Source organism: Pseudomonas sp. G(2018), assembly GCF_005502415.1.
Taxonomy (GTDB): domain Bacteria; phylum Pseudomonadota; class Gammaproteobacteria; order Pseudomonadales; family Pseudomonadaceae; genus Aquipseudomonas.
This window is the reverse complement of record NZ_SCOO01000006.1, coordinates 89,297-103,550: the sequence shown is the minus strand read 5'-3', so window position 1 is coordinate 103,550 and position 14,254 is coordinate 89,297. Positions and strand designations below refer to the sequence as shown.

General features: G+C 61.0%; 11 protein-coding genes. 7 read left to right on the top strand and 4 right to left on the bottom strand.

From position 1 onward, the window contains the following. The first annotated feature begins 131 nt into the window (after positions 1 to 131). The 6 genes from FFS64_RS08310 (at position 132) to yccS (ending at position 9,645) form a co-directional block, all read left to right on the top strand. On the top strand, positions 132 to 1,574 hold the full coding sequence (locus FFS64_RS08310; RefSeq protein WP_137804968.1) for a TldD/PmbA family protein: 1,443 nt from the start codon (positions 132 to 134) through the stop codon (positions 1,572 to 1,574). Beyond that, positions 1,574 to 2,911, top strand: a complete 1,338-nt coding sequence (locus FFS64_RS08305; RefSeq protein WP_137804967.1) for a TldD/PmbA family protein — start codon at positions 1,574 to 1,576, stop codon at positions 2,909 to 2,911. The genes FFS64_RS08310 and FFS64_RS08305 overlap by 1 nt, the downstream gene beginning before the upstream one ends. Before the next feature lie 90 nt (positions 2,912 to 3,001). Beyond that, the gene (mdtD, locus tag FFS64_RS08300; RefSeq protein WP_137804966.1) at positions 3,002 to 4,429 is read left to right on the top strand and encodes a multidrug transporter subunit MdtD; all 1,428 of its coding nucleotides are present in this window, start codon (positions 3,002 to 3,004) and stop codon (positions 4,427 to 4,429) included. Between the two features lie 105 nt (positions 4,430 to 4,534). Beyond that, positions 4,535 to 5,872: an ATP-dependent RNA helicase DbpA gene (dbpA, locus tag FFS64_RS08295; protein ID WP_256660427.1), complete on the top strand. Its 1,338-nt coding sequence runs from the start codon at positions 4,535 to 4,537 to the stop codon at positions 5,870 to 5,872. 143 nt (positions 5,873 to 6,015) lie between these two features. Beyond that, the gene (locus tag FFS64_RS08290; RefSeq protein WP_137804964.1) at positions 6,016 to 7,194 is read left to right on the top strand and encodes an NAD(P)/FAD-dependent oxidoreductase; all 1,179 of its coding nucleotides are present in this window, start codon (positions 6,016 to 6,018) and stop codon (positions 7,192 to 7,194) included. A 264-nt stretch (positions 7,195 to 7,458) separates the two neighbouring features. Further along, positions 7,459 to 9,645: a YccS family putative transporter gene (yccS, locus tag FFS64_RS08285; RefSeq protein ID WP_137804963.1), complete on the top strand. Its 2,187-nt coding sequence runs from the start codon at positions 7,459 to 7,461 to the stop codon at positions 9,643 to 9,645. Positions 9,646 to 9,772: 127 nt separating this feature from the next. On the opposite strand, the gene FFS64_RS08280 is transcribed toward yccS, so the two are convergent. Then, positions 9,773 to 10,510: an ABC transporter substrate-binding protein gene (locus FFS64_RS08280; protein WP_137804962.1), complete on the bottom strand. Its 738-nt coding sequence runs from the start codon at positions 10,508 to 10,510 to the stop codon at positions 9,773 to 9,775. Positions 10,511 to 10,763: 253 nt separating this feature from the next. Between FFS64_RS08280 and FFS64_RS08275 the strand changes: the two genes are divergently transcribed. Continuing rightward, positions 10,764 to 11,216, top strand: coding sequence for a GNAT family N-acetyltransferase (locus tag FFS64_RS08275; RefSeq protein ID WP_137804961.1), 453 nt, complete (start codon positions 10,764 to 10,766; stop codon positions 11,214 to 11,216). A gap of 39 nt (positions 11,217 to 11,255) precedes the next feature. Here the strand turns inward: FFS64_RS08275 and FFS64_RS08270 are convergent, their stop codons facing one another. From FFS64_RS08270 to FFS64_RS08260, 3 genes are read right to left on the bottom strand one after another with little or no spacing between them, the layout of a single operon-like run. Further along, complete coding sequence (locus FFS64_RS08270) at positions 11,256 to 11,552, bottom strand: helix-turn-helix domain-containing protein (RefSeq protein ID WP_046818280.1); 297 nt, start codon at positions 11,550 to 11,552, stop codon at positions 11,256 to 11,258. Further along, entirely contained in the window at positions 11,543 to 12,058 is a 516-nt protein-coding gene (locus FFS64_RS08265; RefSeq protein ID WP_095195973.1) for a M48 family metallopeptidase, read from the bottom strand. Before FFS64_RS08265 ends, FFS64_RS08270 begins: the two co-directional genes overlap by 10 nt. Positions 12,059 to 12,103: 45 nt before the next feature. Beyond that, complete coding sequence (locus FFS64_RS08260; RefSeq protein WP_137804960.1) at positions 12,104 to 14,227, bottom strand: bifunctional diguanylate cyclase/phosphodiesterase; 2,124 nt, start codon at positions 14,225 to 14,227, stop codon at positions 12,104 to 12,106. Positions 14,228 to 14,254 lie beyond the last annotated feature (27 nt).

Below are 14,254 nucleotides of genomic sequence, written 5' to 3'. Positions count from 1 at the left end.
CAGTAATTCCTCTCACACCTCTCTTCACTTGATCCTCCCCCCACGCAGGCCTACTCTAGCGCCACGCAATCGTTTCACCCCTCTCCTTGCAGCACCGCTCCGCCGTCACTCCATCACAAGGAGGTTCCCGAATGTTCGATTTCCACCCCCAGCTCAAGCAGCGCTTCGCTGCCTTGCGCACGGGCGCTGAATTCTTTTCCCTGCGTTATGTGCGCGAGTCCGGCCAGTACCTGTCGGTGCGCAAGAACGTGGCAGAACCGCCGAGCCTGCGCCGTGACGAAGGCGCGATGCTGACCGTACGGGTCAACGGTGTCGAAGCCTATGCCGCCACCAATGACCTGTCGCAACAGGGCTTGCAGGCCGCCCTCGAACGCGCCGAACAGCAGGCCCGTCGACTCAAGCCCCACGCCCTGCTGGACCTGCGCGAACACGCCGTTTCCAGCGACCGCGCCGATTACTTCTCGCCCAACCTCGACCAGCCGTTCCCATCCCTGAGCGATTGCTATCAACTGCTCGGCGCCGAATCCGCCGCCGTGCCCAAGGACGAGCGCCTGGTGAACTGGCAGGTGAGCATCGGCATCACCCGCGTCGAGCAGATCTACCTCAATACCGCAGGCGCCGAACTGCGCCAGGCTCAGCGCTTCGTCTATCCCGGCCTGGAAGTCACCGCCTACGACGGCAACGACAGCCAGACCCGCACCTTGGGCCGCGAGAACTTCGGCCAACAGGGCGGCTTTGATGTGATCAGTCGCTGCGGCCTGTTCGGTGCCGGCCCGAAAATCGCCGATCAGGCGCTGCAATTGCTGCTGGCGCCGAACACCCCACAAGGCCCGCGCGACCTGCTGCTGATGCCCGACCAGATGATGCTGCAGATCCACGAATCCATCGGCCACCCGCTGGAACTGGACCGCATCCTCGGCGACGAGCGCAATTACGCCGGCACCAGTTTCGTCAAGGCCGAAGACTTCGGCAGCCTGCAATACGGTTCGAAACTGCTCAACGTGACCTTCGACCCGGACATTCCAGAACAGCTCGCCAGCTACGGCCATGACGACGACGGCACCGCCGCCAGCAAACAATTCCTGATCCGCGAAGGCCTGTTGCTTCGGCCATTGGGCGGTGCGCTGTCGCAATTCCGCGCAGGCCTGGACGGCGTCGCCAACAGCCGCGCCTGCGGCTGGAACCGTCCGCCGATCGATCGCATGGCCAACCTCAACATCGAGCCGGGCGATCAACCGCTGGAACAACTGATCGGCAACATCGAACACGGCATCCTGATGAGCACCAACCGCTCCTGGTCCATCGACGATGCGCGCAACAAGTTCCAGTTCGGTTGCGAATGGGGCCAGTTGATCGAGAACGGCGAACTCAAGGGCATGGTGAAGAACCCGAATTACCGGGCGATTTCCGCGCAGTTCTGGAAGAGCCTCAGCGCTGTCGGCGATGCCGGCACCGTCAAGGTCCTTGGCACCCCGAACTGTGGCAAGGGCGAACCGAACCAGGTGATCCGCGTCGGCCATGCGTCACCGGCCTGTGTGTTCAGCAACGTTGATGTGTTTGGGGGAGACGCCTGATGAGTACGTCCAAAGCTCAAGCCGAGTCGTTCAAGGCCTTGGTCAACGGCTTGCGCGAAGCCTTGCGTGAACCGGAACAGTTCACCCTCGGCTATGCCGCCGAATCGTCGGCCTTCGTGCGTTTCAACCACGCCAAGGTGCGTCAGGCCGGGCAGGTCCAGCAGGCGAGCCTCAGTCTGAAACTGATCAACGATGGCCGTCACGCCGACCTAGACATCACCCTGTCCGGCGATCCGCAGGTGGACCGACAACGCCTGGCCGAAGGCCTGCAACAATTGCGCGAAACCCTTCCGTTGCTGCCGCAAGACCCCTATCTGCTGCTCAACTACAACGGTTGGCAGAGCAAGAATGTTCAAGAGCATCCACTGCCGGATACCGAGCAAGTAGTCGCCGAAATCACCCGCGCCGCCGAAGGCCTGGACCTGGTCGGTTTCTACGCGGCAGGTCCGATCAGCCGTGGCTTCGCCAGTTCTGCCGGGGCATTCGGCTGGCATCAGGCCAACAGCTTCAACTTCGACTTCAGCCTGTTCCATGAAAACGGCCAGGCCGTGAAGGCCAGCTACGCCGGGCACGACTGGAGCAGTGAGGGCTTTGCCAAGCGCTTCCAGCAGGCCCGCGAGCAGCTTGACTACCTGGGGCGACCAACGCGCACCCTGGCGCCGGGTCAATACCGCGCTTACCTGGCGCCGGCCGCGCTGGAAGAAATCATGGGCATGCTGTGCTGGGGTGGTTTCTCGGCGCAGTCGATTGCCAGCAAGAGCAGCCCGCTGCAGAAGCTCTATGGGGGTGATCAAAGCTTCAGCCCGCTGGTGTCGCTGGATGAAAAAGTCAGTGGTTCGTTGAGCCCGGCGTTCTCCGACGAAGGCTATCCGCGCAGTGATCTCAAGTTGATTGTTGAAGGCAGGGCCGGCGCGCAACTGGTCGGCTCACGCAGCGCCGCCGAGTATGGCCTGACCGCCAACGGCGCCAGCGGCGGTGAATCGCCGAGCGCCTTGAACATGCAGGCTGGGGCGCTGCCGGAGGCGGACATTCTCAAGCAACTGGGCACCGGTTTGTACATCAGCAACCTGTGGTATCTGAACTTCTCGGACCAGCCGGGGGCACGTATGACGGGCATGACCCGGTTTGCGACCTTCTGGGTCGAGAACGGCGAGATCCAGGCGCCGGTCAGCACCATGCGCTTCGATGACAGTGCCTACAGTTTGCTGGGCTCGCAGCTGGAAGCGCTGACCGCTGAACGCGAGTTGCTGTTGTCGGCCAGCACCTACAGCCAGCGGGCGACGGCGTCGGCGTTGTTGCCGGGGGCGCTGGTCAGCCGGTTGACCCTGACCCTGTAAACACAAATCCCCTGTGGGAGCTGGCAAGCCAGCTCCCACAGGGGATTGGGGAAACACCAAGATTTCCTCTGACTCAAAACCTGAGGTCCCATGCTCAACCGCCCGCCTCTCGACCCTGTCACCGCCCGCTGGGTGCCTTGGGTCGTCGCCATTGCCTTCTTCATGCAATCCCTCGACGGGACCATCCTCAACACCGCCCTGCCGGCCATGGCCGCGGACCTGGCGGAAGACCCGCTGCGCATGCAGGGCGTGATCATCGCCTACATGCTCACGGTCGCCTTGCTGATCCCCGCTTCAGGCTGGATCGCCGATCGTTTCGGCACCCGGAAAATCTTTTTCGGTGCCATTCTGCTGTTCAGCCTCGGCTCACTGCTTTGCGCCATGTCGAACAGCCTCACCCTGCTGATCGGCGCCCGGGTGATCCAGGGGCTGGGCGGCGCGTTGATGCTGCCGGTCGGGCGGCTGGTGGTGCTGCGCGCCTACCCGCGCTCGGAGCTGGTGCGCATCATGGGTTTCATCACCATCCCCGGCCTGCTGGGCCCGTTGATTGGCCCAACCATGGGCGGCTGGATGGTCGAATACCTGACCTGGCACTGGATCTTCCTGATCAACCTGCCGGTGGGGGTAATCGGTTGCTACGCCGTGTGGAAATTCATCCCGGACCTGCGCGGCTCCGAACGCACCCGTTTCGATAGCCTTGGCTTTGTGCTGTTCGGGGCGGCGATGATCCTGATCACCATCGCCATGGAAGGCCTGGGCGAACTGCATTTGCCGCACCTGCGGGTGATGTTGCTGCTGTTCGGCGGCATGGCTTGCCTGGCGGCTTACTGGTTGCGCGCTGGGCATATCGACAACCCCTTGTTCGCGCCTTCGCTGTTCAAGACCCGGACCTTCGCCGTCGGCATCCTCGGCAACCTCTTCGCCCGCCTCGGCAGCGGCGCCCTGCCCTTTCTGGTGCCGTTGCTGCTGCAAGTGGCGCTGGGCTATTCGCCGTCGCAAGCCGGGATGAGCATGCTGCCGCTGGCCGCGGCGGCGATGATCGCCAAGTGGGTGGCACGACCGCTGATCGAGCGCCTGGGCTACCGCATCGTCCTGACCGGCAACACCCTGGCGCTGGGCATCATGCTGGCGAGCATGGGCCTGGTCAGCGAGCAGACGCCGTACTGGCTGCTGCTGTGCCTGCTGGCGATCCTCGGGGCGATCAACTCGTTGCAGTTCACCGCGATGAATACCGTGACCCTGATCGACCTCGACGACGCCAGCGCCAGCAGCGGCAACAGTTTGCTGTCGGTGGTGGCGCAACTGTCCCTGAGCCTGGGTGTGGCCTGTGCCGGAGCGCTGCTCGGCGGGTTCACGGCGGAGATCGGGAACGATGGCGTTCAGACCGTTTTGGGCGCCTTTCAGCTGACGTTCGTGACCGTTGGCATCATGGCGATGCTGGCGGCGACTATCTTCTCCCAGCTGTCGCGGGAAGACGGACGGCGCGTCAAACGTCCGGAAGAACACATCGAGTCTTAGGGCGAATGGCCATCGGGCTGGTACACTGCGCGACATTTTGTTTTGCAGGCCAGTCCCGTGACCACCATTGCCACCGCTTTTAATACTTTGCCGCTGTCCGCCGCCATGCTGGCTAACCTCGACTCCCTCGGTTATGCCCAGATGACGCCGATCCAGGCGCAAAGCTTGCCGGTGATCCTCAAGGGGATGGACTTGATCGCCCAGGCCAAGACCGGCAGCGGCAAGACCGCCGCCTTCGGTATCGGCTTGTTGAACCCGATCAACCCGCGCTATTTCGGTTGCCAGGCGCTGATCCTGTGCCCGACCCGCGAGCTGGCCGACCAGGTCGCCAAGGAAATCCGTCGCCTGGCCCGTGCCGAAGACAACATCAAGGTCCTGACCCTGTGTGGCGGCGTTTCCCTCGGTCCGCAGATCGCTTCGCTGGAACATGGCGCGCACATCATCGTCGGCACCCCGGGACGCATCCAGCAGCACTTGCGCAAGGGTTCGCTGGTACTCCATGGCCTGAACACCCTGATCCTCGACGAAGCCGACCGCATGCTCGACATGGGTTTCTACGATTCCATCGAAGAAATCATCATGCAGGCCCCGGAACGTCGCCAGACCCTGCTGTTCTCGGCCACTTACCCGGTGGGCATCAAGCAGCTGGCGTCGAAGTTCATGCGCAACCCGCAGCAAGTGAAGGCCGAAGCGTTCCACGACGACACTCAGATCGAGCAGCGTTTCTACGAGATCTCCCCGGACGAACGCATGAGCGCGGTGACCAAGGTTCTCGGCCACTTCCGTCCAGCGTCCACCGTGGCCTTCTGCTTCACCAAGCAGCAGGTTCAGGAAACCGTCGATCACCTGACCGCCAAAGGCATTTCCGCCGTCGGCCTGCACGGCGATCTGGAACAGCGTGACCGCGATCAGGTACTGGCGATGTTCGCCAACCGCAGTACGTCGGTACTGGTGGCCACCGACGTCGCGGCGCGCGGCCTGGACATTGATTCCCTGGACATGGTGATCAACGTCGAATTGGCCCGCGACTCGGAAATCCACATCCACCGCGTCGGCCGTACCGGTCGCGCCGGCGAGAAAGGCATCGCTATCAGCCTGGTCGCGCCGTCCGAGGCGCAGCGTGCACAAGCCATCGAACAATTGCAGAAGACGCCATTGACTTGGGATCAAGTGGACAACCTCACCTCCAAGGGCGGCGGCCCGCTGCTGCCGCAGATGAGTACCCTGTGCATCGCTGCCGGCCGCAAGGACAAAGTTCGTCCGGGTGACATTCTTGGCGCACTGACCGGTGACGCCGGGATCCCGGGAGCCCAGGTCGGCAAGATTGCGATTTTCGATTTCCAGGCCTACGTGGCCGTGGAACGAGGCGTCGCCAAGCAGGCCCTGCAGCGCCTGAACGACGGCAAGATCAAGGGCCGCTCGTTGCGCGTGCGTATTCTCTAAGAACGCCGCGGTCCCTGTGGGAGCTGGCCTGCCGGCGATGGCATCACTCGGTCTGACTGGGAAACCAAGTCGATGCCATCGCCGGCAAGCCAGCTCCCACATTTGATTGCATTCCAGACCAGTTCATGTGTGAGGACACCGTTTTGCGCTCTACCGAAGTCGTGATCATTGGCGCTGGCGCCGCCGGGTTGATGTGTGCGCTGACCGCCGCCGGGCGCGGGCGCAAGGTGCTGTTGCTCGACCACGCCAACAAGGCCGGCAAGAAAATCCTGATGTCGGGCGGTGGTCGCTGCAATTTCACCAATATGTACACCGAGCCGGGCAATTTCCTCTCGCAAAACGCGCACTTCTGCAAATCTGCCCTGGCCCGCTACACCCAGTGGGACTTCATCGGTCTGGTGGCCAAACACGGCGTGCCTTACCACGAGAAAAAGCTCGGCCAGTTGTTCTGCGATAACAAATCCAGCGACATCCTCGAAATGCTCCTCGACGAGTGCAATCAGGTCGGCGTCAGCCTGCACCTGGACACCTCGATCCAGACCATCGAAAAGCTTGAGAAAGGCTATTTACTGGATACCACGATGGGGCAGATCACCTGCGAGTCCCTGGTGATCGCCACCGGTGGCCTGTCGATCCCGACCCTGGGCGCCACCGGCTTCGGCTACCAGGTCGCCAAGCAGTTTGGTCACGAACTGCTGCCGACCCGCGCCGGCCTGGTGCCGTTCACCATCACCGATCAGCTCAAGGCGCTGTGCACCGAACTGTCCGGCACATCGGTGGATTGCCTGGTCAGCTGCAACGACCAGAGTTTCCGCGAGAACATCCTGTTCACCCACCGCGGCCTCAGTGGCCCGGCGATTTTGCAGATTTCCTCGTTCTGGGAATCAGGCGACACCGTCGAAATCAACCTGCTGCCAGACCACGACGTACCCGCCTGGCTGCAACAACAGCAAGCCGAACGCCCTAACAGCGAGCTGAAAACCCTGCTCGGTGAAATCTTCACCAAGAAGATGGCCAACCTGCTGGCGGATAGCTGGTTTGTCTCCAAACCGATGAAGCAATACACCCACGCGGAACTGGCGGACATCGCCGAAAAACTGGCGAGCTGGAAAGTCGTGCCGGCCGGTACCGAAGGCTACCGCACCGCCGAAGTGACCCTGGGCGGGGTGAATACCAACGAGGTGTCATCCAAGACCATGGAATCGCTGAAAAGCCCTGGCTTGTACTTCATCGGCGAAGTGCTGGACGTGACCGGGCATCTGGGCGGGTTCAATTTCCAGTGGGCGTGGGCGTCCGGCTACGCAGCTGCGCAGTACGTCTGACCCCACATTTCTCTAATGTGAAATGCAATCCCTGTGGGAGCTGGCTTGCCAGCGATGAGGTCAGTACATCCAGCATCTGTGTTGACTGTCAGACCGCCTTCGCTGGCAAGCCAGCTCCCACAGGCTTCTTTGCCTGTCTGAAAAATTGAGGGGGGGTTGTTCGGTAAAGGAACAGATTTTGCTGTCAGATGTGATCGCCGCCATTGCGTCGGCGTCATTACTGGCTCAATTTAGCGGCATCGCCTCGGAAGGCCTTCGCATTTCATGTCATCGACCTCGTTCAGTCAGTCTCTACGCCGCCTTTGGGCGCTGGATAAATTCAGCTACAGCGTGCGGGTGTTCATCGCCCTGACCGGCATCATGGCGCTGTGTTGGTATCAGGATGAAATGGGGCTGCTGATCCCGTTGTTCCTGGGGATTATCGCCAGCGCCCTGGCCGAGACCGACGACAGTTGGCAAGGCCGCCTCAACGCGCTGGCCGTGACGCTGGTGTGTTTCCTGGTCGCCGCACTGTCGGTCGAACTGCTGTTCCCCTACCCCATCTTTTTCATCATCGCCTTCGCCCTCGCCGCCTTCTGCCTGACCATGCTCGGCGCCCTGGGCGAACGCTATGGCGCGATTGCCTCGGCGACACTGATTCTGTCGGTCTACACCATGATCGGCGTGGATCAGCGCGGCGGCGCGGTGACCGATGTCTGGCATGAGCCGGTGCTGCTGGTGGCCGGTGCGGCCTGGTACGGCCTGCTCTCGGTGTTGTGGCAGGCGCTGTTTTCCAATCAACCGGTGCAGCAGAGCCTGGCGAAACTGTTCCGGGAGCTGGGTTATTACCTGAAGTTGAAGTCGGCGCTGTTCGAACCGGTCCGGCAGATGGACGTGGAAGCACGGCGACTGGAGCTGGCCCAGCAGAACGGTCGCGTGGTCGCCGCACTCAACGCCGCCAAGGAGATCATTCTCCACCGCGTGGGCAACGGTCGCCCGGGCTCGAAAGTCAGCCGCTATCTGAAGCTGTACTTCCTCGCCCAGGACATCCACGAGCGCGCCAGCTCCTCGCACTACCCTTACAACGCCCTGGCCGAAGCGTTCTTCCACAGCGACGTGCTGTTCCGCTGCCAGCGCCTGTTGCGCCAGCAAGGGAAAGCCTGCCGGGCGCTGGCCGAGTCGATCCAGATGCGCCAGCCGTTCGTCTATGACGCCAGCTTCGCCGAAGCCCTGAGCGACCTTCACGCCTCCCTCGAACACCTGCGCATCCAGAGCAACCCGGCCTGGCGCGGCTTGCTGCGCTCGTTGCGGGCGCTGGCGGCGAACCTTGGCACCCTCGACCGTTTACTTAGCGATGCCAGCAACCCCGATGCCCTGGCCGACGCCACCGACAGCAGCCTGCTCGACCGCTCACCCCGCAATCTCAAGGACGTCTGGGTGCGCCTGCGTACGCAACTGACGCCAACTTCGCTGCTGTTCCGCCATGCCCTGCGCCTGCCCCTGGCCTTGAGCATCGGTTATGCGATGGTGCATTTGATCCACCCGTCCCAGGGCTACTGGATCATCCTGACGACGCTCTTTGTCTGTCAGCCGAACTACGGCGCTACCCGGCGCAAACTCGGCCAGCGGATCGTTGGCACAGCCATCGGCCTGACCCTGGCTTGGGCGCTGTTCGACCTGTTTCCCAACCCGTTGATCCAGTCGAGCTTTGCGATTGCCGCCGGAGTGGTGTTCTTTACCAACCGCACCACCCGTTACACCCTGGCGACGGCGGCAATTACCCTGATGGTGCTGTTTTGCTTCAATCAGGTGGGCGACGGTTACGGGCTGTTCCTGCCACGGTTGTTCGATACCTTGCTCGGCAGCCTGATCGCCGGTCTCGCGGTTTTTCTATTCCTGCCGGACTGGCAGGGTCGACGCCTGAACAAAGTGCTGGCCAATACCCTGACCTGCAACAGTGTTTACCTGCGCCAGATCATGCAGCAATACGCCGCCGGTAAGAGCGATGACCTGGCGTATCGCCTGGCGCGGCGCAACGCGCACAACGCCGATGCGGCGCTGTCGACCACACTGGCCAACATGCTGATGGAGCCGGGGCATTTCCGTAAGGAAGCGGATGTGGGTTTCCGTTTTCTGGTGTTGTCGCACACGCTGCTCAGTTACTTGTCAGGCCTTGGTGCGCACCGCGAAACCCAGCTGCCATCGGAAGTGCGTGAACATTTGATCGAAGGGGCCGGCGTAAAACTGGCGGCCAGCATCGACGAAATCGCACAAGGCCTTGCGAGCAAATCCACCATCGCGATTCAGAGCGATGAGGAAGAAGCGCTGGCCAATAAGCTGGAGCAGATGCCCGATGAAATCGACGAAGGCCAGCGGCTGGTGCAAACGCAACTGGCGTTGATCTGCCGACAACTGGGGCCGTTGCGGACGTTGGCGGCGCACCTCATCAAGGATGCGGGCGAGGATGTGTAGCGCCTGACCGGACGCCATCGCGGCGATGCGGCGATGCGGCGATGGCGCCAGTGCAGACACCACTTTCACCGAACTGCAAAACAACCAACTTGCCGCTTGAGGCTTGAGGCTTGAAGCTGCTTTCAACCTACATCCCATGCTGCTTCATCAACCGCTCGTAACTCCCATCCGCCTTCATTTTGGCAATCTCCCGGTCGAAACCGGCGACAATCTGCTCATGCTTGGGGTTCTTCAGGCTGACCAGGATGTGCAGGCTGTTCTCGCTCAGCGGCTTGGGCAGGAATTCCACGGCATTGCGCACCTTGGCGGATTCACGGGCCAGGTAATAACGCGCGACGTATTCATCTTCCAGGGTCAGTTTGACCCGATCGGCGGCGACCATTCGCACGGCCATGGCGAAGCTGTGTACAGGAACCTTCTGCAACGACGCATCTTCATCGAACGCCGGCGAATAGGCGTAACCACGCACCACCGCAACCGGGTAGGTGTGCAGTTGCTGCAGATTGTTGAATTCGATCGGCGCGTCTTTACGCTTGATAAAGCGCACACGGTTGATCAGATACTCGCTGGAAAACTGGCCGAGCTTGGTGCGCTCGTCGGTGTACCAGGCATTGACCAGCACGTCGTATCGCCCCTCACCCACACCGAGCAACGCCCGCGCCCAGGGCACCTGCTCGAAATCACTGGCATAACCGGCCCGCGCCAGCGCGGTACTGACAATCTCGGTGGCCAGGCCACCATTGACCAGCGTGGCATCGGTAAAGGGCGGCCAGGCATCGGCCACCAGGCGCAGCTTTTCCGCCGCCGCGTCCTGAATGAGCAACAGCAATCCAATCAAAGCAAAGGCTCGATGCAAACGCGGCATGCTAGAAAATCCTTAGCGGGCGGGCTGCCCGACGTGTTTTCAGCTAAAACTCCAAGCCCCTTACCGGCACACCCAGGCATTAAACGTTAGCTCATTGAAGCCAGCACATCGCTTGATTCCAGATTACACAAAGAAGACACAGACGCGCGATATGAATGATGGCATTTTGGTCTTTGTCACAGATTTCTGCGCCATAAAGACATCCATCGCCGGGGCGCTTACCATCACAGGGACGTTTTCAAGGAATCAGGACATGACAATCGAATGGGTCTGCAAACACCACAGCGATCTGGGCAAGGAGCAGCTATATGCCATTCTGCAGCTGCGTGCCGAAGTGTTCGTCGTCGAGCAGAAATGCGTCTATCAGGACATCGATGGCCAGGATCTGGAAGGTGATACCTGTCATTTGATGGCTTGGGATGGGGATCGCCTGGTGGCGTACCTGCGGTTGCTCGATCCCGAATTACAGGGTGGCGACGTGGTGATCGGCCGGGTAATCATTGCACCACAGGCACGAGGCACCGGGCTGGGGCATGAGTTGATGGCCCAGGCGCTGAAACAAGCGGAGAAGTACTGGCCCGACATGCCGATCTATCTCTCGGCCCAGGCGCATTTGCAGGGATATTACGGGCGGTACGGGTTTGAAGTGGCGGGTGAGGAATTCGTCGAGGATGGTATTCCGCACATCGGGATGCGTCGTCAGTAAGGACCCTATCGCTGGCAAGTCGAATCGTCGCTGAAATATTCAGGGGTACTCCAGCACCGCCTTGATTTGCCGAAGATTACGCTCGATCCATCCCCGATCAATCGCCCCCCAGCCACGAATCCGATAACGCCCGGCGTGATTTCGCGCGCCCTCTTCCTGTTCGAACTCACAAACGATATCCAGATCCGCCAGCGCGGCGATGGTGTCCTGGGCCGTGCGCCGTGGCATTCCGGTGACCTCGGTCAATGCCGGAACACTGCTGGCCAGCCCGCTGTCGATCAGGTACGCCACATACAAACGACGATAGAAGCTGCTCTTGGTCTTGCTTACGTCCATTTATGCTCCTCGAAAGATTGCATATCCCGCCAGGTCAGGTACACCCGCACATCGAACTCCACCTGGTGATAACCCGGCAGCATGTGTTCGCACAACTTGTAGAACGCCTTGTTGTGATCGGATTCCTTGAAATGCGCCAACTCGTGAACCACGATCATTTTCAGAAACTCGGAGGGCGCCTCCTTGAACAGCGAGGCGATGCGGATTTCCTTCTTGGCCTTGAGCTTGCCGCCCTGCACCCGTGAGATCGTGGTATGCAGGCCAAGGGCGCGGTGGGTCAGGTCCAGCCGGTTGTCGAACAGCACCTTGTCGATGGCCGGGGCGTTACGCAGGTATTCCTGTTTGAGTTCCAGGGCGTAGGTATACAACGCCTTGTCGCTCTGCACCCCGTGCTTTTGCGGGTAGCGCTTGCTCAAGTAGTCACCCAGCCGACCGTCGTCGATCAGTTGGCGTACCTGATCCTGCAACGAAGCGGGATAGGCCTGGAGGTATTTCAACGCGGTCATCGCAAAGGCAACACAAAGGACGGAAAGATGGCCAGTGTAGCGAATTCAGCGGGTCAGCGCGCTCCAGTCGAAGGGCTGCACGAAGTGACCGGTGTCCTCGGCCATCATCGGCCGCGCTACCAGAAAACCCTGCACATACTCACAGCCATTGGCTTGCAGCCATTCATATTGCGCCATGGTTTCCACGCCTTCGGCGATCACCAACATGCCGTACTGCTTGCACAGCTCGATCACATTGCGCACCAGCGCTGCGTCCCGTGAAGACTCCGGCAGCCGCGCGATCAAATGACGATCGAGCTTGAGCGTATCCAGTTCCAGATCGCGCAAATGCGCCAGCGAACACTGCCCGGAACCGAAATCGTCGAGCGCCACCCTGACGCCCAGGTTACGCAGCAAACGCAGTTGTTTGCGGGTTTCTTCCGGGTTATGTGTCAAGGCTTCTTCCGTGACCTCTACTTCAAGGTGTCGGGGTTGCAAGCCATGCCGCTCCAGTACCTGGCGCAATTCGGTGACCAGATTGGGCATGGCGAACTGGGTGCCGCTCAAACTGACGCCCAACACCAGATCCTCGGCAAACAGTGCTTCCCAGGCTTTGCGTTGCCCGGCACCGCGCTGGTAAATCCAGCTGCCCAGGCGACTGATCAATCGCGCCTCTTCCAGCAACGGTAAAAACAGTCCCGGCGGAACATCACCGACGCTCGGGTGCTGCCAACGCAACAAGGCTTCGAAACCGCGAATCTGCCCGTCGGCGATGGCCACCTGCGGTTGATAGACCAGATTGAAATCACGGTTCTCGATGGCCGTACGCACGCTTTCTTCAAGCATCAGCCGCGAGCGTGCCCGGCCATTCATTTCATGATCGTAGAAACGATATTGTTGGCGACCGGCGCGCTTGGCCTCGTACATCGCGATGTCGGAAGCCCGCAGTAAACCGTCCAGATTGGCCCCGCAATCCGGGTACGTGGCGATGCCGATGCTGGCACCCAAGGCGATATCCAGGCCGTCGATTTGCTGACAGATCGAGACTCGCTCGATCAATTTTTCGGCAATCTTGGCAGCCTGCTCGGGGAATTCCAGGTCCAGCAATGCGGTGAATTCATCGCCGCCCATACGCGCCAGAATGTCGAAGGGCCGCAGGCAAGCCTTCAACTGCTCGGACACCCAGCGCAGCACCCGATCACCTGCATCGTGGCCGAGGGAATCATTGACCCGTTTGAAGCCGTCGAGGTCCAGATACAACAGGACCCAGGCACTGTCGCTGCGTTCGCCTCGCAGCAAAAGATTTTCCACGGTCTGGTAAAAACCACGGCGGTTAAGCAGCCCGGTCAGCGGGTCGGTGACTGCCTGAAATTCGAGTTGCTGATGCAGGTGGCGTACCACCGACATGTCCAGCACCGTGACCACCATGGCGTGTTGCTCGGCAGGCAAAGGCGCGCAGGACAGTGCCACGGGCACCAGCTGCCCGGGCGCGGTGCGCAGCGACGCATCGTGCAAACGCAGGGTTTCACCGCGCTTGTAACCGGCCAGCAAGTCCGAAGTGGCCCAGTTCGGGATGTGCGGCTTTTGCAGAAAATCCAGAAACGCCCGGCCTTGAAGTTCTTGTACTGTGGCATTGAGCAGGCGCGACATCGCCGGGTTGGCAAAGCAGATCTGACCTCCCTCATCGACCACCAAAATACCCTCGGCGGCGTTGTCCAGCACCGAGGCATTGAAAGCGCGAGCGGCCTCCAGATCAAGACTCAGACGCTGCAAGGCCCGGCGATTGCGCTGGTGTTCCAGCAGCGCCTGGACCTTGGGCTTGAGAATTTGCGGGTCAAACGGTTTGAACAGGTAATCCACTGCACCACTGGCGTAGCCCTTGATCACCGCATCCTGGGACTGCTCAGTGGCGGTCAGGAAAATGATCGGCGTCAGCCGGGTCCGCTGACTGCCACGCATCAGGCGCGCCACTTCAAAACCGTCCATGCCCGGCATCTGCACATCCAGCAGCACCAGATCGATATCGTGTTCAAGCAACAGACTGAGCGCTTCAAAACCCGAGGCAGCGGTCATGACCTGCCAGTCCTGGCGCTGCAACAACGCGCGCATGCTGAGCAGGTTCTCAGGGTAATCGTCGACAATTAATAACGTTGAACGGCCTTCATCTGGCGGGGGGTGCGCGCATTCCATGCTGCTTCTCTTTGTTCGGGACGTCAG

Excerpts from the sequence above, each read along its gene's own strand:
- FFS64_RS08310 (WP_137804968.1), top strand. The coding sequence starts at position 132 with ATGTTCGATTTCCACCCCCAGCTCAAGCAGCGCTTCGCTGCCTTGCGC.
- FFS64_RS08305 (WP_137804967.1), top strand. The coding sequence starts at position 1,574 with ATGAGTACGTCCAAAGCTCAAGCCGAGTCGTTCAAGGCCTTGGTCAAC.
- mdtD (WP_137804966.1), top strand. The coding sequence starts at position 3,002 with ATGCTCAACCGCCCGCCTCTCGACCCTGTCACCGCCCGCTGGGTGCCT.
- dbpA (WP_256660427.1), top strand. The coding sequence starts at position 4,535 with ATGCTGGCTAACCTCGACTCCCTCGGTTATGCCCAGATGACGCCGATC.
- yccS (WP_137804963.1), top strand. The coding sequence starts at position 7,459 with ATGTCATCGACCTCGTTCAGTCAGTCTCTACGCCGCCTTTGGGCGCTG.
- FFS64_RS08280 (WP_137804962.1), bottom strand. The coding sequence starts at position 10,510 with ATGCCGCGTTTGCATCGAGCCTTTGCTTTGATTGGATTGCTGTTGCTC.
- FFS64_RS08275 (WP_137804961.1), top strand. The coding sequence starts at position 10,764 with ATGACAATCGAATGGGTCTGCAAACACCACAGCGATCTGGGCAAGGAG.
- FFS64_RS08270 (WP_046818280.1), bottom strand. The coding sequence starts at position 11,552 with ATGGACGTAAGCAAGACCAAGAGCAGCTTCTATCGTCGTTTGTATGTG.
- FFS64_RS08265 (WP_095195973.1), bottom strand. The coding sequence starts at position 12,058 with ATGACCGCGTTGAAATACCTCCAGGCCTATCCCGCTTCGTTGCAGGAT.
- FFS64_RS08260 (WP_137804960.1), bottom strand. The coding sequence starts at position 14,227 with ATGGAATGCGCGCACCCCCCGCCAGATGAAGGCCGTTCAACGTTATTA.